Source organism: Listeria sp. LM90SB2 (assembly GCF_028867355.1).
GTDB classification, from domain to species: domain Bacteria; phylum Bacillota; class Bacilli; order Lactobacillales; family Listeriaceae; genus Listeria; species Listeria monocytogenes_B.
Genome location: NZ_CP046449.1, coordinates 405,278 through 425,859, shown reverse-complemented (window position 1 = coordinate 425,859; position 20,582 = coordinate 405,278). Strand labels below are relative to the sequence as shown.

The window sequence follows — 20,582 nt, the reverse complement described above, 5'->3', positions numbered from 1 at the left end:
TTGGCTGTTAATCTTCTAATTCGACGTTATGATATACTTTTTGCACGTCTTCTAGGTCTTCTAAAGCATCAATTAGTTTCTCGAATTTTTCTAAGTCCTCACCTGATAATTGAATATCATTTTGAGGAATCATTTCGATTTCCGCTACTGTAAATTCTTCAATTCCAGCCGCTTTCAAACCTTCTTGTACTTTGTGGAAATCTTCTGGTTCTGCATAAATAATCGCTTGGCCATCTTCGTCTAAAATATCACGAACATCAATATCCGCTTCCATTAAAAGTTCTAATAACTCATCCGCGTCTTTTCCTTCAACACCAAAAATGGCTGTATTATCAAACATATAAGCTACTGAACCACTTACGCCCATGTTGCCGCCGTTTTTGCTATAAGCTGCGCGAACATCGGATGCCGTACGATTCACATTATTTGTCAGTGCGTCTACGATAATCATCGAACCATTTGGACCAAAGCCTTCATAGCGCAGTTCTGAATATGTTTCATCGCCAGTGCCTTTCGCTTTTTCGATTGCACGGTCAATAATATGTTTCGGCACATTGTATGTTTTTGCACGTTCAATAACAAAACGTAATTTTTGGTTGGAATGTGGATCTGGGTCGCCCGATTTAGCCGCTACATATATTTCAATTCCAAATTTTGCATAGATACGACTATTTGTTTTATCTTTTGACGCTTTTTTCTCTTTAATATTTGCCCATTTACGGCCCATATTACCACTCGCTTTCTAATTGGAGTTTTCTCGTGTCTCTGTACTATTATAAGTGTAGGAAACGAATTTGTTAAGTGGAAATTTAGCTATATTCGTTAAAAATGGATAGATGTGGCGTTTTTGAGGTTAAAAAGCTGGTTTAAAAAGAAGTATGGAATAAATTCGCCCGAACTTCTTAACACTTCTAACTCTTCTTTAGTCACAAAACGGGCATCTGCTACTTCTTCTTTTTGTAAAGTTAAGTCGCTAAGTTCCACGTCTTTCGTAATAAACCAATAATCATCAAATCCCGCTTCGAAATGGTAACTGAATTTGGCACGGGTGTTACTTAAATCAATTGTAATTCCTAGTTCTTCTTGCACTTCTCGTTCAGCAGCTTGCAGGCTTGTTTCGCCTTTTAGCGCAGAACCCGCCGCAGAAAGATCCCAATAATTCGGCCAACCTTCTTTATCTTTTTGGCGCTTTTGGATTAAAAGTTGCCCTTTTTCGTTAAAAATACATACGTGAACAACCAAATGAAGTTCTCCGGGCGCTAGTTTTTCACCGCGGATATGTGTTTTCCCGGTTAATTCACGATTCTCATTTAGCAAATCCCATTCTTCCACAGAAATCGGCTCCTTCTAATCATTGACTTGTTTTCATTATACAACAAAGTTAGGATGATAAATTTTGCATATGTTTTTTTATCGTATCGAGCTCATTTAGCAACATATCTCGCAATGAATCTGGCTGAATAGCTATAATTTTTTCACCATAACCTAGTAAATAATTGATAATAAATCGTTCCTCACCTTTATGATAAAAACCATGAATACAATTTCGCCCTTCCTGTTGGCGAAGTTTCATCGATGGATAATTTTCTTTAAAAAATAAGTCAACACCATTTGAGGCAATTTCCACTTCAAAGGTAGTTACATCAGCTTTTTTATTAAAAGAATCAGCCACTCCTTTTAATTCCTCCATTTTCTTAGCTTCAAAAGTATCATTTTCTTTTAGCGCAAGGATTTTATCACAACGAAATACCTGCATCCGCTTCGTCTCAAAGTTATAACTCGTCACATACCATTGCCCATACGCCGAGGATATATTATAAAATTGAACAATATACGTTTTTTCAGTCCCATTATTATCATAATTAATCTGACACACTTTCTCTTCCATCGTAAACTGCAAAATAACATCTAGAAATTCACATTGATTATTATGCTTTATATAGCCGAGACTAAATACTTCTTCTATTTTTCGAAGCATTTCGATTTTTTCAGCTGAAAGACAACGTTCAAATTTCGTTTTTAATTTTTCCACGCTCAAATGAAAAGGTGTCGTTTCATAGGCTTTTAAGGTAAGCATCGAAAAATAGAGCGCAAATACCTCATCGATATTAAAAACAATGGGCGAGAGTAGCCGATTACGAAGCACCCGATAATGACCATTTCGTCCCCGTTCCGAATATATCGGCATGCCTATTTCTTCCAAAGACTGTATATCTCGAATAGCAGTACTGCGGGAAACGCCATATTTTGCCATTATGTCGCTTAATTGAAACGAATTTTTATCATTTAAAAACAACATCATATCATTTAATCGCTCTGCTTTTCTCATCGCCATCTCTTTTCTTTTTTCAGATTAAAAGGTGTCACTAATTGATACCTTTAACCATTATACTATAATTAGAAACCAAAGGAGCTAAAAAATGATGAAAAACTTATTTTTAACCTCGTCTTTTAAAGATGTTGTACCATTATTTACTGAATTTGAAAGCAATCTCCAAGGAAAAACCGTTACTTTTATCCCGACGGCTAGCACCGTTGAAGAAGTTGTTTTTTATGTAGAAGCTGGTAAAAAAGCGCTCGAGGATTTAGGGTTAATTGTAGAGGAACTAGATGTGGCGGCAGAAAATCTAGAAGAAATAACGATGACACTCAAAAAAAATGATTTTATCTATGTTACTGGAGGAAATACTTTCTTTTTACTACAAGAATTAAAACGAACTGGTGCAGATAAATTAATTTTAGAGGAAATTGCTAAAGGAAAATTATATATTGGTGAATCAGCCGGTGCAGTCATCACGAGTCCTAATATATCGTATATCCAATCCATGGACAGCGTAAAAAAAGCCACTAATTTAACCAACTATGATGCTTTAAATTTAGTCGATTTCTATACGCTTCCTCATTACAACAACACACCTTTTAAAAAAATAACACAACAAATAATAGCGGACTATGCGGATGATTTAAAAATATTTCCGATTAGTAACTGCGAAACTATTTTTGTACAAGGTAACGTGGTAACTTCGAAAGGAATTCTTTAACAGCATTCTCCAAAAACGCCTTGAAACTTGGATATCCGTTTAAGTTTCAAGGCGTTTTTGTTGTATAATAAAACTAAAACTACATCATAGGAGGTACAACATGTACAAAATTTTTAGTTTCGTTTCATTAATACTTAGTATGCTATGTTTTATGGGCTTACAAGTTTTAAATGTCATTCAAAAAAATGTCATATTATTATCACTATTAGATAGCGAAGAATTTAATGACATTCACTTTTTCGGAAGTTTATTGGTAATACCTGTTTTATTTTTAGTACTTACGATTATTTTTGCCTATTTAAGTATAAAATCTAATACAAACAAGTAATTTGATGGGTTTTGAACTGTTCCTCTACATCTGGGTCCAGTTTGAAGTCCGTAATTAAATAGTCAATATCATGACATGCTAAGCTTTGGTGCATAAACTTGTGTCCTACTTTTTCTTCGGTGACAAGTAAAACGAGCGAACTTGACTGGCGCCTGAAAGCTTGTTTGATGAGTGCTTCACCTTCATGTGTTTCCGTTGCACCTTTGTCATAGTCGATCCCCCGGCATGAAACAAAAGCAATATCCGCATTATAAGTTAAAGCGTCATTGTATGCTTTTGCGCCGTTCACCGTATATCGCTTCGTTAAAATCGATCCTCCTAAAATACTAACTCTTGCATTTGTAAATTCTGATAGCATGGAAGCCGTCATGACCCCGTTTGTAATAATTTGCAGTCCATCAAATTTACTTAAAACGTCGATTAAATGCAGTGATGTTGAGCTAGAGTCTAAGAAAATCACCATATCATCGCGAATCAGTGATTTTGCAATATCGGCAATTCTTATTTTACTCGTTTCATTACTTCGCTCATTCATTTTCATTAAATAAGGCAAATCGATTTTTTTATTATCGATAATCATTGCGCCGCCTCTTGTTCGTCTCACAAGTCCTTCTTTTTCTAATTCTACTAAATCCCGTTTAACAGTGGCTTCGCTGTAGTTGACAAGCTCCACTAAATCAATAATCCGCATAAATTGTTCCACTTTTAGCCGGTTAACGATTTTTAGTTGCCGTTCCTTCGCTGTGCTTAACATGTTCCTCCACTCCTTAAAGGGCAAAAGCACTATAACTAGCGCTTCTACCCTTCTTATTAGTATTTATCTCTTTGACCAGTAGTATTTAAAATGTGTAATTTATGTCTTACAACTTCTTTTACTTTTTCATTTGCTGATGGGTACACTTGATTTGGTTCATACATCGCAGGATTGTCCACTAAAACGCGGCGAACTTCTTCAAAAAACACACTTTTCAGATCTGAACTAAGGTTTACTTTCCTAACACCGTACTGTACAGATTCACTGACTTCTTTATCTGGATTTCCCGAACCACCATGAAGTACAAACGGAATATCCAAGCGTTTATTTAATTCTTTTAAAAGAGGCATATTCAGTTCTGGTTTTTTATCTTTAGGGTATAACCCATGCGCCGTTCCAATAGCTACGGCTAGCGTATCAATGCCAGTTCTCTGTACGAAATCTTCTGCTTGGTCAGGGTCAGTATATATGATGGTATCCGCCCCGCCTTCTGCTGAACCATTGTTCCCGATTGTTCCAAGTTCCGCTTCAACAGAAACACCGACTTTATGCGCAAGTTCAACCACTTGCTTAGTCAACGCCACGTTCTCTTCATAACTGGCTCTTGAAGCATCAATCATGACAGAAGTATAGCCATTTCTAATTGCCCGCATCACATCTTTGATTGTTCCACCGTGGTCCATATGAATAACGACCGGCACCTTACTTTTATGTGCGTATTCTCTGACTGTTGCAACAAAGTTATCACCGAGATACTCTATTTCATCCGGATGAATTTCTAAAATTACAGGAGCATTATTTGCCTCCACTTCCTCCATTATCGCCTTTAACATATCAAAACTACAGATATTAAATGCTGGTACCGCAAATTGATGCTCTTTTCCTACTGCTAAAAGATCTTTCATTGTATATAACATTATATCATCTCCTCTTTATTTTTTCGCTTGTTTAATGGGGTTTTTAATAGTCCGACAGAAATTGCTGTCACGACTGTGCCTGCTGCAATTGCTAGTAAGTAGATAAATAAATGGTTAATTACATTTGGAATGAACATCACCCAAATCCCACCGTGAGGCGCCATCGAAGTTACACCAGCTCCCATCGAAATTGCAGCAGCTGTTGCAGAACCTAACATCAAACTTGGGATAACCCGGAGCGGATCAGCAACTGCGAAAGGAATTGCTCCTTCAGTAATATAAGATGCACCTAACACCCAACAAGAATTCCCCGCTGTTTTTTCTTCTTTTGTAAATTTGTTTTTAAATAATAGTGTTGCGAGTGCTAATCCAAGTGGCGGAACCATTCCAGCCGCCATACAAGCCGCAATCGGCGCCGTTACACCTGCTGACATTAACCCGATTGAAAAGGTTGAAATAGATTTATTAATTGGCCCACCCATATCTGCTGCCATCATCACACCAATGAGTAGTCCAAATACGACGCCAGATGTCTCACCAAGCCCATTCAACCAACCTGTGAGTGCATTTAAAACCCAAGCGATTGGTGTATCAATAATAAATACCATCGCCAAACCAACAATCGTAATCCCTAAAAGCGGTACAACAATCAATTGATAAATCGAAGCAAGTGATTTAGTGACATTGACTTTATTAGCAAAGAAATGTGCCACGTAACCAGCCAAAATACCACCAATCATACCGCCTAGAAATCCTGATCCACCAACAGTCGCCAGTGTCCCTGCCACAAGCCCGGGCGCAAATCCTGCTCGACCAGCCACAGAAACCGCTATCCCTGCTGCAAGGGCTGGAACCATTAAACCAAATGCAGTATCCCCACCAATTTTTGAAAATGCAGCTGCAAGTGCGTTATACGAATCAGAGTCAGGGTTTGAGGCATCAATTCCAAAAGCAAAACTAATAGCAATTAAAATCCCGCCAGCTATGACAAATGGCAACATATAGTTAACACCATTCATAAAGTGATTGTATAAACTTGCTTTTGACGGTTGTTCCGAACTTATATCCGAACTTTTCGCCTCCAAACTGATTAACCCTTTACCAGAAATAGTTTCCTCAATAACCACATCAGCCTCTTTAATCGCTCTGGAAGTGGATACTTTTTTAATTTTCTTTCCAGCGAACCTTGATGTATCTATTTCTTTATCGACTGCTAAAATGACATAATCAGCAGTCGCGATGTCTTCCTTCGTTAAAACATTTTCAACCTTAGCTCCTTGTGTCTCGATTTTCACTTCGTAACCAAGCGCTTCTGCCGTTATAGTTAATTTCTCGGCAGACATATACGTATGCGCAATACCAGTGGGACAAGCAGTAACACCAACTATTTTCATGTGAAACGCCTCCTTAGTTCGATAAAATTGTTATAATTTCCGTTTTGTTTTTGGAATTTTTTAATTTTTCACGAAATTCTTTGTTCATTAACTTCCTCGATAGTTCACTTAGGATTTGCAAGTGAACATCTGTGGCTTTTTTCGGAACACCAATAAGAAAACTACATTCAATCGGTGAATCATCTAATCCAAAATAATCATTTATAATGCCAGAATGAACAAAAACAATCAATGGTTCTTTTACATATTTACTTTTTGCATGAGGGATGCCAAAACCATCTTCAATTCCAGTAGAAGTTTCTTCTTCTCGTTTATATAAGTCACGTATAAATTTTTTTGGATTTGTTATAGAACCTTCTTCACCTAGTACTTCTGCTACTTTTTCAAATAATAATTGTTTTGTTTGAATACGATTATCAAAAATAATTCGGTCTTCATTAATTAAATTCGATATATTCATAATCCACATCCTCTCTCAACAAAGTAAGCGCTTCACTTGTTTGATTACACTATATCACGCTGAACGACTTCATTCAATATTATGGGTGTATTATGCAAAAAGTTCATTTTTAGAGCTATTTTGGTTGTTTATATGAACGAAATCAATCATTTTTATCCAAAAAAAATTGCCCGCAAGCTTGCTCCCGCGGACAATTTTTCATTATTTACAAGCTTCGACGCCTTTTTCTAAAATCTCCATTTGTAGCAAGGTTTCTTCGTCAGTTACTTGTTTTGGTTTCCCGTTAATAATTGCATCATACAAACCATCATAAACGCGGCCGTAGTCGCCAACCTCAGAGATTACTTTCTCCTCATGCCAAACTCCGGCATCATCAACATACGTAAGCGTTCCGTAATGCTCTGGTAAATCGATTCCAAAGTCTGGATTACTTGGCATGTAAAATAGTTTTAAATGTTCTTCTTGGCGGTCTTTTGTTTCTTTTGTAAACATACCTTTTTTGCCGTAAAGGACAAAGCTTGGACGGGCTTTTATACGGAAATAGCTTGATTTTACGGATACTTTTGTTACGCCATAATATAAATCAAGGTCGAAATAATCGTTCATTCGTCCTTCGCCGAGCAGTTGGCGCACGTCATAATGGATGTTGTCCGGTTTGCCGAAGTAAGAAAGTACTTGGTCGATTGTATGGCAGCCGTGACCGTATAAATAACTGTCGTAGAATTTAAATTCATGAACCGACTCTGGGATTTCTGGACGGAAATAGTCATAATGCATTTCTACTTCCAATAAATCGCCTAATTTTCCACTTTCAATTACTTTTTGTGCTGTAAGGAAATCGGAATCGAAACGACGATTTTGGTAGCATTGAACGAGTAAACCATGTTCTTTAGCTAGTTCGAAAATTTCTTTCGCTTCAGCGTATGTCATCATAAATGGTTTTTCAACAAGCACATTTTTGCCGTTTTCTAACACCATTTTGGCATAGTCGAAGTGAGAGCTTTGTGTTGTAGAGATGGTAATTAACTGGATTTCTGGGTCTTTTAACAGCTCGTCTAAGTCGGTTGTATAGTGAACCCCTTCAATTTTGTCCCATGTGGCTGTTTTGGGATTTCGATTATAAATCGTCTTCACTTCAATATTATCCCGCTCTAAAATAAATGGTAAATGATATCTATTCGTACTTTTTCCGTTTCCGATAAAACCCATTTTCAACATACTATTTCCTCCTTATTTTAACAAACTAACAAATTTAGCTTAAACGCTGCTAATTTATCAGTGTATATATCTCACTTGTTACCCATCCATAGTACTACACTAACGCGCTATTTAGCCAATAAAAAACTTGCTAAAACGTCTGTTTAAGGCGTCCTAACAAGTTTTTATTTTCTATTAATCACATCACTATGGTGTTTGGGTTCTTATTGTGCTTTTACAAATTCTGCTGATTTGTCGCCAGCTTGACGTCCGAAAATAATGATTTCAGCGACAGAGTTTCCGCCAATACGGTTTTCCCCGTGCAAGCCACCAGTTACTTCTCCCGCAGCAAATAGGCCTGTGATTGGTTTACCGTCTTTGTCTAAAACTTCTGTATTTGTATTGATTTTTACGCCACCCATTGTGTAATGAATTCCTGGTCCGATTTTGATTGCGTAATATGGTGCTTTAGATAAATCATTATCCATTGCGGTTGTTCTGCCGAATGCTTCGTCTTTTTTGTTTTTCACACTTGCATTCCAAGTATCTAATGTTTTAGTTAGCTCTTCTTTTGGTACATTGATTTTGCCGGCTAATTCATCAATTGTTTTACCTTCTTCCACAAAGCCCATTTCTTCATATTGCGCGATAGCTTTGACGCGGTCTTTCACGCCTGAATCAAATACTAGGTACGCGGATTTTTCTGGTAATTTGTTGATGGAAGCTGTAACGTTATCACGTGTGTCTAATTCGTTTCCGAAACGTTTACCTTCTTGAGAGACTAAAATCGCACCTTCACCTCGAACGGCTTCACCGATGAGGTAAGATTTATCTTGTTGAACAGTTGGGTGAACTTGAATTTGATCCATATCCACTGTTGTTCCACCAAGTTTTTCGATCATTTTAATACCGTCGCCAGTACTTCCTTCTTGGTTCGTTGTTACATATCCTTTTAAGTCTGGACGTTCTTTTTCAATCATATCTTTATTAGCTCCGTAGCCACCAGTTGTGACAACTACTGCATCCGAACTAATTGTTTTTTCGTCTTTATTGTTTAATTTTACTTTCACGCCAGTTACTTTTCCGTCTTTTTGTGTAATTTCTTTTACGTCTGCGTTAACGAAAACCGGAATTTTTTGTTCTTGAACATTTTTTAGTAAACCGTCTACTAAGTATTTACCAACAGCCGAGCCATCTTCAGGACGGTGCGTACGTTTTTCGCTCATTCCGCCTGTGATAGTTAAGTTGTTTAATTTAATGTCCATGGAATCCAACCAGTCAATGGCGCTGGCGGAATTGTCTACGAAAAAACGAAGCATTGCTTTATCGTTTGTTCCGTGACCACCTTTTAATGTTTCTTCGTAAAATTTGTCGTTGCTATCATTAATTCCTTCTTCTTTTTGGAATTTAGTTTCAGAGGCGTTCATACCAGAAGAGGCTTTCATTGTGTTTCCGCCTGCTAGTGGCATTTTTTCAAGGATTACTGGGTTCATGCCTTTCGCTTTTGCTTCTAGTGCTGCGGACATTCCTGCACCACCTGCACCAACAATAACGATATCGTATTTATCTTTTAATTCGGATGGATCTGTGTAACTAGTTTTTGATGCTCCCGATGTAACTTCTGTTTTTTCTTTTTCTTTTGTTTTCTCCGTGTCACTTTTGCTTGTGTTATTGCTGCCACAACCTGCGATAATTAATGCAAGCGATAGTAGCATGATGAAAGTTGTAGCTAACCTTTTTTTCATTTTCGTACCTCCACTTTTTTGAAAATTTTCCCCTAGACCAATAGTTTGTGATTATATTAACATATTATATCACTAATTGAGATATCTTTACAGGTCATCAGGCGAATTTTCCAAAATAAGAAAAAAAGCAATTTACAGATTTTTTTACAATGATGTAAATGTTTTCTATTACTACTCCTCATTATTTCCACAAAGTGATATAATAGCAACATCAAATATTAAAGGAGCATCGCCATATGACGATAAAAAAGTACGAACCACTTAACCTCTATACCAATTTCAAAAAATCTGCTGAACGCTATCCAGAAATGCCCATCCATTTTGATGAAGAGCTTGTTACTTTTCCTGAATTAGGCCTTCACACTACTTACAAAAAATGCGAAGAGGCTATTATCCAAAAAGCAGCTCATCTACATAAATTCGGTGTACGCAAAGAAGAAAAAGTAATCGTATATAAATCTGCCAAATTCGATTCTTATATTTTAGCAGTTGCGATTTCTTATATTGGTGCCGTGCCAATCATGGTTTCCCCGCATCTTCCAGCGTCTACTATTGATATTTTTGTTAATCGCCTTGACCAACCTTGGTTACTTTTTGATTCTGAGACTTCTGAGAAAAGTCATCAGTTAAACAATTTACCAGACTCAAGATTGATCAATGCTGAACAATTGTTTAAAGCGCCACTAGATGGCTACACATGCGAACAAGAAGAATTACCAAAAGATATGATTGCTTATATGACTCACACTTCTGGAACAACTGGTGTGCCAAAATTAATCGCTCACTCTGCGAATTCGATGGGTTGGAGAACGAAATACCAACGACGTATTCTTAATTTCATCAAACCAAGAGGGCTTGTAGCTTTCCATATCTCACCAGTACATTCTCGTTTTAATATTGGTGTTTCATCCTTGATGTCGCTCGGTTTCCCGCTTCTGCCAATTGCCAATCCGACTAAAGCGAACGTCGAAAAAGTGCTACGCGAATACAAACCGTACGTACTCGAAACGCATCCAAATCATTTTGTTCAATGGGCGTCACTTGCTCGTGAAAAACCAGACGTTTTCCAAAGTATCAAATTTTATCATTCTACTTTTGATGCGATTAATAAAGAAACAATGGCGGTTTTCCTTCGTACTTCCGAATATAAAAAACCAATTTTCTTACAAATTTATGGACAAAGTGAATGTGGTCCGATGATTTTACGTGGTCATACGCTTCAATCCATTGAAACGCTAAATGCGCGCGATATGGGAATTGGTGTTCCTGGTTTAACAGAAGTTCGGATTGTTGACCAAGATGGTAATCCTGTTCCAGCTGGGGTTAGTGGTAATATTCAAATGCTTTCCAAAGGTCGCGCGCTTACTTATTACAAAGAAGAAGCTCGTTTTGAAGAGAATGTGTACGGACCTTGGTGGGATAGCGGCGATTATGGTATGAAAGATGAGCAAGGCCGGTTATTCTTGCAAGATCGTCAAGTCGATTTAGTAGAGACTATTGACAGCACACTTGCAATTGAAGATAAACTGCTTGATACGCTGACTTTCTTAGATGAAGTTGTTATCATCCGTGGTGAAAACGGTAGCCCGCAACCAATTATCGCAGTTCATAACGACGGCGAAATGAACTGGGACGCATGGTGGAAAGCTGTTTCTGACTTGCCACATATGAACGAACCAATGGTGATGAAATATGATGAAATCCCTCGTACTGCAACAATGAAAGTACAACGTTTGCAGATGGAACGAGAATTGAAAAAATAAGTTTCAAAAAAGCAGCTGCGTTATGCAGCTGCTTTTTCCTTTATTTTCTTCTAAGTGTAAGTAATGCTAAACTCGTAAGAAATGTTCCAATAAAGATTGGAAAAAGCACATGGTCATCTCCTGTTGCTGGTAGTACGATGTGGTTTATAGTATCTATATCACTCGTATTAGGAGCTCCCTCTGTACTATTTTCAGAGTTACCTCCACCTTCATCGGTTCCTCCACCGTCCCCACCAGAAGATGCATCTTTACTAAACTGGGCATACAAGGTTATATCATTTGCTGGCATTTGATTGTTTGTGAAGTCCCATTTTGTTCCACCAGTTTTGGCATCATACCAACCTTTAAATGTATAACCATCCTTAGTTGGCGCTGGTGGCTCTTCCAGTAAACCTTGATACTCTACCGCTTGAGTAGAAATGACGCCATCTACATCAAAAATTGCGGTATAACTATTAATACTAAACTGGGCATACAACGTTATATCATTTGCTGGCATCGTATCGGCTGTATAGTCCCATTTTGTTCCACCTGTTTCAGCATCATACCATCCGTTAAATGTATAACCCTCTTTGACTGGGGTTGGTGGTTCTTGTAAAAGTGTCCCTGTTTCGACATTTTCCGTTGTTTCTTGCCCGTCAATATTGAAAGTTGCTTTAAAATATTGTACTAATGGTTGTTCTACAGTCCCACTGAAATTTCCAGTTGCATTACCAATCGTATCACGTTCAATAAAGGTATAGCTGACTTTAGGAATATAAGTAGGTAAATTCCATGTAACAGCTTCATTCGCATACACACCGTTATCGCTAATTGAATCGGGATCAATCGTTTGTTCCGCAATGTTTTTTATTAAATTAGGAATCGTTACAGTGCTTTCGAAACTTATCGGTTCGTTTACGATTAATTGATTAGTCATTTGAATAATTGTTAGCTTCGTTAAACTGTTTAAAGGTCTAATGTTACTAATTTTATTTTGGCTTATATCGAGCCAATCTAGATTTATTAAACTCGAAAGACCAGTTACATCACTAATTTGATTGTTTGATACGTATAATGTTTGTACCTTAGTTAAGCCAGCGAGTGGAGTAGTATCCACAATTTGGTTCGCTGATAAATCAAGCAAGAAAAGGTTATTTAAATTACTTAGCCCCTGAAGATTGTTAATTTGGTTTTCATTTGCATATAGAACGCTTAAATTGCTTAGCGCTTGTAGCTCATCTAGGTTCGTAAGCTTATTATTACTAACATTTAAGGAGCGGAGTTGATGTAAACTATTTACTCCACTAAGGTTCTCCAATTGATTATTATATAAGCCTAAACCCTTTAGATTTGTTAAACCGCTCAGTGGCGTGATGTCAGTAACTTGCGCGTCGTTAATATCTAGAGCTTGTAAGTTTTTCAAGTTACTAAGTGCGCTAATGTCGCTAATCGGATTTCCACTCAGCTGAAGCATGGTCAAGTTAGTTAAGCCTTTAAGTGGCGAAATATCGCTTACTTGATTACCAGTTAAAATTAAAGTTCCTAAATTGGTCAAGTAGTTCATACCTTCTAGGGAGCTGATACCTTTAGAAGTAAGGGTTAATGAATTAATAGTATCTAAATCTGTTTGAGTGACAACCTCTGCTGTACTAGACTTTCCGAGTGTAGTTTGAATTTCTGTCGCTAAAGCATCATCGGGAAAAATCTGGCTGATTGCAGCTGGTGGTGCAGCGGCTGCATGTGCGTCTATTTTTATAAATACATTCGTCCCAATAACAATCGACAACGCCAAAACAACGTACAAAAACAGTCTCCCTTTGGATTTCATCTTGCTCCCCCTGACAAAAAGTTTAATAGTATCTTGTTCCCATTTTCTTATCACCAGAAACATAAAAAAACAGCTTGAGGGCGTCCCCGAGCTGTTTTCATTTCATTTGGTAAATCATTCCGATTGAAGCTGGTGCGGACTCTCGAAAACCAAATTGTTTGTATAAACCATCTGCTGGTACATCGGCAAGTAATGTAACACAAGCAGTTTTATCTAAATTCGAATCTATATAGTTTTTAATATGGGTCATAATTAGTTTTCCATAACCATTACCTTGAAATTCCGGAAGCACTGCTATATCAGAAACGATGAACATAATTCCATCACCAACGAGCCGCCCCATGCCAATAAGTGCATTGTCCTCCTTCGAACGTAGCCCCACAAAATACACACTCTTCAACAGAGCCTGACGTGAAACTTCAATAGATCGGAAACTAAGACCAGCATCTACTCGAAGTTTAACAAATTCCTCCGCATTTGGTAAATCAGTTGTAATAATATAATCCATTTTCAATCTCCTATCAAAAAAATCTCTTTGAACCAATTGTCGCCCAAAGAGTTTCAATTTCTATTTTATTCCGCAATTTTGACAGGAAGTCCTGCATCTTGGAATTTTTTATATAATGCTTTATTTATTTTGTTATCTGTAATTAGTAAATCGATGTTTTCTGCTGCTGTAATGCTTGCGGTGGAGATTACGCCCATTTTTGTATGATCTAAAAGTGCGATCAATTTGTTAGTACGTTTAGCAAGAAGTCGTTTTAGTTCAGTTTCATAAATGTTGAAATCAGTTAAGCCTTCTTCCATTGTAAAACCTTTTGCTGACATAAAACATAAATCGGCATGGATGTTTTCAATTAAATTCGCGCCAAGAATCCCTTCCAGTGTAAAAGAGTTCGTCGTCACAATCCCGCCAGTTAAAATAACGCTGATATTCGGGTTGTCTTTTAGTTCGATTGCTGTGTAGAGTCCACTTGTAATGACAGTCAGCCTTGAAAAAACATGTAACTCTTTTGCAAGCGCCAGTGCAGTCGAGCTGGCATCTAGGATAATTGTTTGATTGTTTTTTACTAAAGTTGCCGCTTCTTTCGCAATCGCTTCTTTTTCTTCGATGTTGCGAATAATCCGGTCATTAAAATTAGTAAATTTCTCTTCGCTCTTTAAAAGTACCGCACCCCCGTGTACTTTTTTAATCATCCCGCTTTCTTCTAATGAAGATAAATCATTTCGGATGGTACTAATCGAGACATCCAAGATACGACTTAATTCTGGTACAGTTATTTTGCTATTTTGGTCTAGTAGATGAATTATTTTGTTTTGTCTTTCAAATGGAAACATCCGCTCGCCCTCCTTTTACCTATCAATGATTTCTTTATGTATATACATATTACCCAAAAAAATAACAAAACACAAATATATTTTATAAAACACAACAAAAGATAGCACTTTACAATAAAAAACAAGTATGTTAGGATATAAACAGCAATTAAACACAATTAAAAACAGAAAGGAGCAACCAAATGATAAGTATTGTTTTAGTATCTCACAGTCAAAAAATCACAGAAGGCCTCCAAGAAATGATTGTTGAAATGGTTGGAGATACAGTACATATTATTTCTTCTGGCGGAACTGGCGACGGGCGTCTTGGCACAAATGCAATCATGATAGCTGATAACATCGCGACTTGCACTAATTCTGAACATATTTATATTTTTTGCGATATTGGAAGCGCTATCTTAAGTGCCGAAACAGCACTCGAATTATTAGAAACTGACCTCCTTGAAAAAACAACCATCATCGATGCCCCACTTGTTGAAGGCGCATTTACTGCCGCTGTTCAATCTCTCGTTAATCCATCCAAAGAAGCTATCCTACAAGAACTCACAAACGTGCATTAAAAACGTAATAAAACGCAATTTTGTAACTGGGAACTATGTAAATTAATTTTTACATGACAATACTATTTTCGAAAGGAGTTTATTATGAAATTCTTTAGAGGAATGATTGGTTTTTGTATCGCAGGTATGATTGTTATGAGTGTTTGGACTCCACTTGCCGAGAATTATGGTATTTTTGGAGGTTATCTGGCAGCTTTCATTATTATTGGTCCAATGTGGTTTATGAATCACTATGTTGGTTTAATCGAAAATGATGAAGACGCAGCGTTTGTTGATATGGCTGTCGGAATTGGGATTTGCGGAATTATGCGTGATGTCTTTATGCAAGGTGGTGGCGAGTTAGTAAGTTCGCTTCCAACGATTGGTCTTGTTGCGATTGGAGCAGTTCTAGCTGGAATCGTGGCCGCAGCAATTGAAAAAGATATGGCAAAAAAACAAGAAGCAAAACAAGAAAAAACAGAACCTGGCATGAATATGAAAGAAGAAGAGCGTTTAAACGAAAATCAATTAGTCTAAAAAGGAGTGTAAATAATGAGCATTGGTATTGCATTAGCAACGATTGCAGGTGGCTTTTTATTCCCTTTTGCCATTCGAATGATGTGGGGAAAAATGGTTGATGAATGGGGCGCTATCGGAGGTTGGATGGCAGCAGCATTTATCGTTGGTACAGTTTGGACAATTAATCATGGTATTCCAAAATCAATGATCTATCAATCTGGAACAGTTTGGGTAGATATGGCGGTTGCAGCTGGTATTGGTGTATTCACAGCTTCCCTTTTAACAGGCGGTAAATTTTCTAAATCGGTAGTCAATTTGGCAGCAGCTGTAGTTGGTGGCGTGGTTGGCGGATTTTTACTATCACTATTCTTATAAAAATATGAAGGAGGAAGAAAAATGAGACGTTTAGTGAATGATGGGTATGAAGCAGTAGAAGAAATGTTAGCTGGTTATGTTGCGGCACAAGGGAAATACGTAGATTTTGCAGAAAATGATAAGCGAGTAATCGTAAGCAAACAAATGAGCGAAGAACCTCGTGTGCGGATTATTGTTGGTGGCGGTTCTGGTCATGAACCACTTTTCCTTGGTTATGTTGGGAAAGATTTCGCGGATGCGGCGGTAGTTGGGAACATTAATACTTCCCCTTCTCCAGAACCTTGTTATAACGCAGTAAAAGCCGTTGATAGCGGTAAAGGTTGTCTATATATGTACGGAAATTATGCTGGCGATGTGATGAACTTTGATATGGGCGCTGAAATGGCTGCGGACGACGGTATTCGCGTTGAAACAGTGCTTGTAACAGATGATATTTACTCTGCTGAAAATGTAGAAGATCGTCGTGGTGTGGCTGGTGACTTAATTGTATTTAAAGCAGCGGCATCTGCAGCAGCAAAAGGACTTGACCTAGATGCGGTGAAACAAGCTGCTGAAAAAGCTAATGCAAATACGTTCTCGATGGGTGTTGCGCTTTCTTCTTCTACCCTTCCTGTAACTGGTAAAGCTATTTTCGAAATGAAAGAAGGCGAAATGGAAGTTGGTATGGGAATCCACGGTGAACCAGGAATCAAACGCACTTCCATCGAACCAGCTGATAAAGTGGTTGATCAAATTATGGGCTATCTTATAGAAGAAATGAAATTAACTGCGGATGAAGAAGTGCATGTACTTATTAATGGACTTGGCGGTTTACCAGTGATGGATCAATATATTTGTTATCGCCGCGTCGATGAAATTTTGAAAGAAAAAGGCGTGCATATTCATAACCCACTTGTTGGGAACTACGCGACTTCGATGGATATGATTGGTATGTCGATTACACTGGTTCGTTTAGATGATGAACTGAAAGATCTTTTAGATACACCGTGCGACACACCATATTTCAAAGTGGACTAAATTACTACTGGAGGAATAAAAATGAGCGAATTAGTTATGGATAGCGCTTTTTTCGGCCACGTTTTACAGGACATGGGAGCGCTAATTGAAAAAGAACGTGATTACTTAACCGGACTGGACTCGGATATTGGAGACGGCGACCACGGAATCAATCTCAGCATTGGCTTCCGTGAAGTGAATAAACAATTAGACGAATTACTCACTGCTTCTCCCGATATTGCAACGTTGCTTAAAAAATCCGGAATGATTCTCCTTGGAAAAGTTGGTGGCGCATCTGGCCCGCTTTATGGCAGTTTCTTTATGAAATGTGGCGCTGATGTTCCTGGGAAAACGGAGGTTAACTTCGACGAGCTTTGCGGCATGATTATAAATGGGGCCGCTGCGGTTCAACATCGCGGAAAAGCCGAACTTGGTGATAAAACGATGATGGACGCCTTCTTGCCTGGCGTGGAAGTGCTTCAAAATCGAGATACAAATGCAGCTCCAATCGAAACTTTTTCCGCATTTGTAGATGCTATGCATGCTGGCGCTCAGTCCACTATCCCACTTATTGCTAAGAAAGGTCGCGCACTAAGACTTGGCGAACGAGCAATTGGTCACCTTGATCCTGGCTCTGAATCGTCTTGGATGTTAATGAATGTCATTTTAGAAAATTTAAAAAAGGCGGTCTGATTTATGCGTAAACCCTTAGTTGGAATTAATATGAAAAACTATATTAACACTCGGGCTCAGACATCTGAATGGTTAGAAGCGACTATCCCTCTTCTTAAAAATTTTTCTGATGTGGATACGTTTATCTTTCCTTCTATGGGCACACTCGAAACGACCGCCAACCTTTTAGCGGGGACATTATTTGGCTTTGGTCCACAAAATATGGCGCCGGAGAAATCCGGCCCGCTAACTGGTGAATTTTCGGTAGAATCTATCATTGACTTAAACGCGAACTATGTCGAAATTGGTCACGCAGAACGCAAAAACCTTTTTCATGAGAAAACTAGTGAGATAGCGAAGAAGATTAAACTTGCATTGGACGAAAAAATCACTCCGGTTGTCTGTGTGGGTGAAGAAGTCCGTGCGAATGATACAAATGAATTAAAAAATGCGCTAAAAAAACAAATCGAAGCGCTGTTTCAGACAATTAATTTAGCACAGTGGGAAAATGTTGTTCTGGCTTATGAACCGGAGTGGGCAATTGGAAAGGCGTCTTCAGCTGAGACAAACTACATCGAAAGCGCGCATCAAGCGCTGCGTGAAATTATTCGCGAACTAGGCGGCGATGAAACGCTCGTAAGAATTATTTACGGTGGCTCGGTCAGCAAAGAAAACGCCGCAGAAATTGTCCGTCAAAAAAATGTCGATGGTTTATTCGTCGGAAGATTTGGCCATAAACCGCAAAATTTTGCCGACATTGTTTCTATTGTTAGCAAAACGAAAGGATGAGTTAGTATGAAAATCGCAATTGGTTGTGACGAAATGGGTTACGAACTAAAACAAACCCTGATCACACGTTTAAAGGAGAAAAATATTGAGTTTACTGATTTCGGCAGTTTTGAAAACGAAAAAGTACTTTATCCAAGTATTGCCGAAAAAGTAGCACTAGAAGTTAAAAACAACGATTATGACCGAGGGATCCTTATTTGCGGTACAGGTATTGGAATGGCCATTACAGCAAACAAAATTCACGGCATTCGCGCAGCACAAATTCATGATTCTTATTCAGCAGAACGCGCAAGAAAAAGTAACGACGCACATATTATGACCATGGGAGCTCTAGTAATCGGGCCATCCCTTGCCGTATCTCTACTTGATACATGGCTGGATAGCGACTTTTCGGGCGGACGCTCCCAAGCAAAAGTAGATTTAATGGAAGAAATCGACCAAAAAAATAGATAAAAAATTTATTGGAGGTAATGAAAAATGACTTTTAAAGGTTTTGATAAAGATTTTAACATTACAGACAAAGTAGCCGTGGTAACTGGGGCAGCAAGCGGGATTGGTAAAGCAATGGCAGAACTTTTTTCCGAAAAAGGCGCTTATGTTGTCTTGCTTGATATTAAAGAAGATGTAAAAGATGTCGCAGCAAAAATCAATCCATCAAGAACGCTAGCACTTCAAGTCGATATTACTAAGAAAGAAAACATCGAAAAAGTCGTTGCCGAAATCAAAAAAGTCTATCCAAAAATCGATATTTTAGCCAATTCAGCTGGTGTCGCACTTCTCGAAAAAGCAGAAGATTTACCAGAAGAGTACTGGGATAAAACAATGGAACTGAACTTAAAAGGTTCGTTCCTAATGGCGCAAATTATCGGTCGCGAAATGATTGCAACTGGCGGCGGTAAAATCGTTAATATGGCCTCTCAAGCTTCTGTTATTGCACTTGATAAACACGTTGCCTACTGCGCTAGTAAAGCAGCGATTGTTTCTATGACGCAAGTGCTAGCAATGGAATGGGCGCCTTACAACATTAATGTCAATGCGATTTCCCCAACCGTTATCTTGACGGAACTTGGCAAAAAAGCTTGGGCAGGTCAAGTCGGCGAAGACATGAAAAAATTAATTCCAGCCGGTAGATTTGGTTATCCAGAAGAAGTTGCCGCATGCGCCCTCTTTTTAGTAAGTGACGCAGCGAGCCTTATTACTGGGGAAAACCTAATTATCGACGGTGGTTATACGATTAAATAAAGTATTCAGCTTTAAAGTTCAGCTGAGAGAATGGAGCGAGTAAATAATGAAATTTTTCTTGGACACAGCAAGCGTATCGGAAATAAAACGAATTAGCGAACTTGGTTTAGTGGACGGTGTGACAACCAATCCAACCATCATCGCAAAAGAAGGGCGACCATTTGAAGAAGTAATCAAGGAAATTTGTTCTATCGTAGACGGTCCAGTTAGCGCAGAAGTTATCGGCCTCGAAGCAGACAAAATGGTAGAAGAAGCTCGAATTCTAGCAAAATGGGCGCCAAATGTAGTAGTAAAAATTCCTATGACGGAAGAAGGTTTAAAAGCAGTCCATACCCTCACAGCTGAAGGCATTAAAACAAATGTTACGCTTATTTTCACTGTTTCCCAAGGATTAATGGCTGCAAAAGCTGGCGCGACTTATATTAGCCCGTTCTTAGGAAGGCTAGATGATATTGGTACAGACGGAATGATTTTAATTAAAAACTTGAAAAAAGTGCTTGATAATTATGGTCTAAAAGCAGAAATCATTTCAGCAAGTATCCGCCATATCGGGCATTTAGAAGAAGCCGCTGAAGCCGGAGCACATATCGCGACTATCCCAGGAAGCCTTTTCCCGAAACTTTGGTCTCATCCTTTGACTGATAAAGGTATTGAAGGATTTTTAAAAGATTGGGAAGCGTTCAGTCAGAAAGAAGGCAATTAA

Annotated in this window: 24 protein-coding genes; 12 read left to right on the top strand and 12 right to left on the bottom strand. The window is 38.2% G+C overall.

All coding sequences use genetic code 11. The features are described from left to right. Positions 1–7: 7 nt before the first annotated feature. From GL301_RS02010 to GL301_RS02000, 3 genes are all read right to left on the bottom strand, one after another. On the bottom strand, positions 8–727 hold the full coding sequence (locus GL301_RS02010) for a YebC/PmpR family DNA-binding transcriptional regulator (RefSeq protein WP_003723220.1): 720 nt from the start codon (positions 725–727) through the stop codon (positions 8–10). Between the two features lie 95 nt (positions 728–822). Continuing rightward, positions 823–1,332 (bottom strand): NUDIX hydrolase, encoded by a 510-nt coding sequence (locus tag GL301_RS02005; protein ID WP_003731389.1) that lies wholly within the window; start codon positions 1,330–1,332, stop codon positions 823–825. 49 nt (positions 1,333–1,381) lie between these two features. Further along, positions 1,382–2,329: a helix-turn-helix transcriptional regulator gene (locus GL301_RS02000; RefSeq protein WP_010958726.1), complete on the bottom strand. Its 948-nt coding sequence runs from the start codon at positions 2,327–2,329 to the stop codon at positions 1,382–1,384. 94 nt (positions 2,330–2,423) lie between these two features. On the opposite strand from GL301_RS02000, the gene GL301_RS01995 reads away from it, so the two are divergent. Further along, entirely contained in the window at positions 2,424–3,041 is a 618-nt protein-coding gene (locus GL301_RS01995; RefSeq protein WP_003734595.1) for a peptidase E, read from the top strand. A 100-nt stretch (positions 3,042–3,141) separates the two neighbouring features. Beyond that, a complete protein-coding gene (locus tag GL301_RS01990) occupies positions 3,142–3,369 on the top strand; it encodes a hypothetical protein (protein ID WP_003724292.1) in 228 nt (75 codons plus the stop codon). On the opposite strand, the gene GL301_RS01985 is transcribed toward GL301_RS01990, so the two are convergent. From GL301_RS01985 to GL301_RS01960, 6 genes are all read right to left on the bottom strand, one after another. After that, on the bottom strand, positions 3,353–4,123 hold the full coding sequence (locus tag GL301_RS01985; RefSeq protein ID WP_003724291.1) for a DeoR/GlpR family DNA-binding transcription regulator: 771 nt from the start codon (positions 4,121–4,123) through the stop codon (positions 3,353–3,355). The genes GL301_RS01990 and GL301_RS01985 overlap by 17 nt on opposite strands. Positions 4,124–4,179: 56 nt before the next feature. Then, positions 4,180–5,040 carry a ketose-bisphosphate aldolase gene (locus GL301_RS01980; protein ID WP_003724290.1) on the bottom strand — a complete coding sequence of 287 codons (861 nt, stop codon included), beginning with the start codon at positions 5,038–5,040 and terminating at the stop codon, positions 4,180–4,182. Next, a complete protein-coding gene (locus GL301_RS01975) occupies positions 5,040–6,434 on the bottom strand; it encodes a PTS fructose transporter subunit IIC (protein ID WP_003724289.1) in 1,395 nt (464 codons plus the stop codon). Before GL301_RS01975 ends, GL301_RS01980 begins: the two co-directional genes overlap by 1 nt. 13 nt (positions 6,435–6,447) lie before the next feature. Further along, entirely contained in the window at positions 6,448–6,894 is a 447-nt protein-coding gene (locus GL301_RS01970) for a PTS sugar transporter subunit IIA (protein ID WP_003724288.1), read from the bottom strand. 201 nt (positions 6,895–7,095) lie between these two features. Continuing rightward, positions 7,096–8,112 carry an oxidoreductase gene (locus tag GL301_RS01965; protein ID WP_010958725.1) on the bottom strand — a complete coding sequence of 339 codons (1,017 nt, stop codon included), beginning with the start codon at positions 8,110–8,112 and terminating at the stop codon, positions 7,096–7,098. A gap of 203 nt (positions 8,113–8,315) precedes the next feature. Continuing rightward, entirely contained in the window at positions 8,316–9,836 is a 1,521-nt protein-coding gene (locus GL301_RS01960) for a flavocytochrome c (protein WP_003724286.1), read from the bottom strand. 236 nt (positions 9,837–10,072) lie between these two features. Here GL301_RS01960 and GL301_RS01955 point away from each other — a divergent pair, with 236 nt between their 5' ends. Beyond that, the gene (locus tag GL301_RS01955) at positions 10,073–11,599 is read left to right on the top strand and encodes a class I adenylate-forming enzyme family protein (protein WP_003724285.1); all 1,527 of its coding nucleotides are present in this window, start codon (positions 10,073–10,075) and stop codon (positions 11,597–11,599) included. Positions 11,600–11,639: 40 nt separating this feature from the next. Here the strand turns inward: GL301_RS01955 and GL301_RS01950 are convergent, their stop codons facing one another. From GL301_RS01950 to GL301_RS01940, 3 genes are all read right to left on the bottom strand, one after another. After that, on the bottom strand, positions 11,640–13,409 hold the full coding sequence (locus tag GL301_RS01950; protein WP_010958724.1) for an InlB B-repeat-containing protein: 1,770 nt from the start codon (positions 13,407–13,409) through the stop codon (positions 11,640–11,642). Between the two features lie 97 nt (positions 13,410–13,506). Beyond that, complete coding sequence (locus GL301_RS01945) at positions 13,507–13,917, bottom strand: GNAT family N-acetyltransferase (RefSeq protein WP_003724283.1); 411 nt, start codon at positions 13,915–13,917, stop codon at positions 13,507–13,509. 65 nt (positions 13,918–13,982) lie between these two features. Beyond that, positions 13,983–14,747 carry a DeoR/GlpR family DNA-binding transcription regulator gene (locus tag GL301_RS01940; protein WP_061106769.1) on the bottom strand — a complete coding sequence of 255 codons (765 nt, stop codon included), beginning with the start codon at positions 14,745–14,747 and terminating at the stop codon, positions 13,983–13,985. Between the two features lie 182 nt (positions 14,748–14,929). On the opposite strand from GL301_RS01940, the gene dhaM2 reads away from it, so the two are divergent. The 9 genes from dhaM2 (at position 14,930) to fsa (ending at position 20,582) form a co-directional block, all read left to right on the top strand. Continuing rightward, positions 14,930–15,307, top strand: coding sequence for a dihydroxyacetone kinase phosphoryl donor subunit DhaM2 (gene dhaM2 / locus GL301_RS01935; protein WP_003724281.1), 378 nt, complete (start codon positions 14,930–14,932; stop codon positions 15,305–15,307). A gap of 84 nt (positions 15,308–15,391) precedes the next feature. Beyond that, positions 15,392–15,823, top strand: a complete 432-nt coding sequence (locus GL301_RS01930; RefSeq protein ID WP_003723201.1) for a Lin0368 family putative glycerol transporter subunit — start codon at positions 15,392–15,394, stop codon at positions 15,821–15,823. A gap of 15 nt (positions 15,824–15,838) precedes the next feature. Continuing rightward, a complete protein-coding gene (locus tag GL301_RS01925; protein ID WP_003728147.1) occupies positions 15,839–16,180 on the top strand; it encodes a Lin0368 family putative glycerol transporter subunit in 342 nt (113 codons plus the stop codon). Positions 16,181–16,201: 21 nt separating this feature from the next. Beyond that, positions 16,202–17,197: a dihydroxyacetone kinase subunit DhaK2 gene (gene dhaK2, locus GL301_RS01920; RefSeq protein ID WP_003728148.1), complete on the top strand. Its 996-nt coding sequence runs from the start codon at positions 16,202–16,204 to the stop codon at positions 17,195–17,197. A gap of 21 nt (positions 17,198–17,218) precedes the next feature. Further along, complete coding sequence (gene dhaL2, locus GL301_RS01915; protein WP_003724278.1) at positions 17,219–17,869, top strand: dihydroxyacetone kinase ADP-binding subunit DhaL2; 651 nt, start codon at positions 17,219–17,221, stop codon at positions 17,867–17,869. Positions 17,870–17,872: 3 nt separating this feature from the next. After that, on the top strand, positions 17,873–18,637 hold the full coding sequence (locus GL301_RS01910) for a triose-phosphate isomerase (protein ID WP_003728149.1): 765 nt from the start codon (positions 17,873–17,875) through the stop codon (positions 18,635–18,637). A gap of 6 nt (positions 18,638–18,643) precedes the next feature. Further along, positions 18,644–19,090 (top strand): ribose 5-phosphate isomerase B, encoded by a 447-nt coding sequence (gene rpiB, locus GL301_RS01905; protein WP_003724276.1) that lies wholly within the window; start codon positions 18,644–18,646, stop codon positions 19,088–19,090. Between the two features lie 24 nt (positions 19,091–19,114). Beyond that, positions 19,115–19,879, top strand: a complete 765-nt coding sequence (locus GL301_RS01900) for an SDR family oxidoreductase (RefSeq protein ID WP_003723195.1) — start codon at positions 19,115–19,117, stop codon at positions 19,877–19,879. A gap of 46 nt (positions 19,880–19,925) precedes the next feature. Next, a complete protein-coding gene (gene fsa / locus GL301_RS01895; RefSeq protein WP_003723193.1) occupies positions 19,926–20,582 on the top strand; it encodes a fructose-6-phosphate aldolase in 657 nt (218 codons plus the stop codon).